This is a genomic window from Bacillus sp. JJ722 (genome assembly GCF_036963345.1).
Taxonomy (GTDB): domain Bacteria; phylum Bacillota; class Bacilli; order Bacillales; family DSM-1321; genus Bacillus_AD.
Window position 1 is genome coordinate 1 of the sequence record NZ_JBALMO010000231.1, and the last position, 1,170, is coordinate 1,170.

The window sequence follows — 1,170 nt, forward strand, 5'->3', positions numbered from 1 at the left end:
CGAAGTGATTCTGTCATTAGTTGAAATCTTAGTTTGCAAACTACCCTAACCTCATTTCTATTAATTTTACTTGGATATTGTAACTTATCTGATTTCAAAAAGTAACTTACATTTTTGTAAGACTTTTGTCACTATTTATAAAGATTATTTGTTTTCTTTACTTGAATAATGAGAGTTGCTTGTTTAGAGAGAGGAATGAAGATATTAATTACTGAAATGTTTAAATGTATTTGGGTAATATTGTGTACGAAAATAGTAGGAGGTATAAATTATGGGAAAAGTTTTAAGGTTTGAATTTCAAGTGCCAAATCCTGAAAAGGCAATTGAATTTTATACAAGTAGTTTTGGTTGGAAATTTGAAAAGATGGCTGGACCACAAGATTATTGGTTCATTATTACGGGAGAGAGTGATAAACCCGGTATCGATGGAGGATTAATGAAATCGCCTGACGAGGGAACCAGAACTACTAATTCTATTGAGGTACCTTCAGTCGATGAATACATAAAAAAGGTCACTGAGAATGGTGGACAAGTAGTTGTACCCAAAACTGCAATACCGAACATGGGTTATTTTGCTTATTGTTTAGATAACCAAGGACTTCTATTTGGAGTGTCTGAAGTTAATACTGAAGCATAGCTTTGCAGCAGTAAACGAATTTAATTTAATCCAAGAAGAGCATGTTTAAGTTTCTAAACATGCTTTTTTCTTTTGGTCGTTAAATGTGCTTGGTTTCAAGTTAATATGTTCTCTGCACAACGGATAAAAATGACTCTTTCATTTTAAGTTATTCTTAAAATAGGTGTTCGTCATGAAGTATTAACANNAAGAGTTGTTTTATTTTTTTTCAGCGACAGTAGGGATCACACACGTATTTATGAATATATTTGGCTTTATCTTAATTGACCCGTATTTCCGTATTTGGTTTCCGATAGTTATTTTTGTAGTTATTTACATCACTTACTACTTCATAACGGTTCAATTGTATAAAGGAATTGTTCTTCCGAAAGAAGGATAATTAAGAATACTGAGTATAGTATGCTTGGTATTTTATATAATAATTTATCAATCCTTTTGACTAAATAATTACAATTTTATATATATTCCAACATTATTTTATGTAGTTAACTATTTTAAAAAAGTTCCGATAATTAACAAGGCCATTTTAAATA

The 1,170-nt window shown here is 30.2% G+C and carries 1 protein-coding gene and 1 pseudogene; both read left to right on the plus strand.

Annotated features, from left to right (window positions below; genetic code table 11):
• Nucleotides 1-271: 271 nt before the first annotated feature.
• Nucleotides 272-637: a VOC family protein gene (locus V7014_RS22220; RefSeq protein WP_335510434.1), complete on the plus strand. Its 366-nt coding sequence runs from the start codon at nucleotides 272-274 to the stop codon at nucleotides 635-637.
• Between the two features lie 147 nt (nucleotides 638-784).
• Nucleotides 785-1,016 (plus strand): annotated as a pseudogene (locus tag V7014_RS22225) (ABC transporter permease); the annotation flags it as partial.
• Nucleotides 1,017-1,170 lie beyond the last annotated feature (154 nt).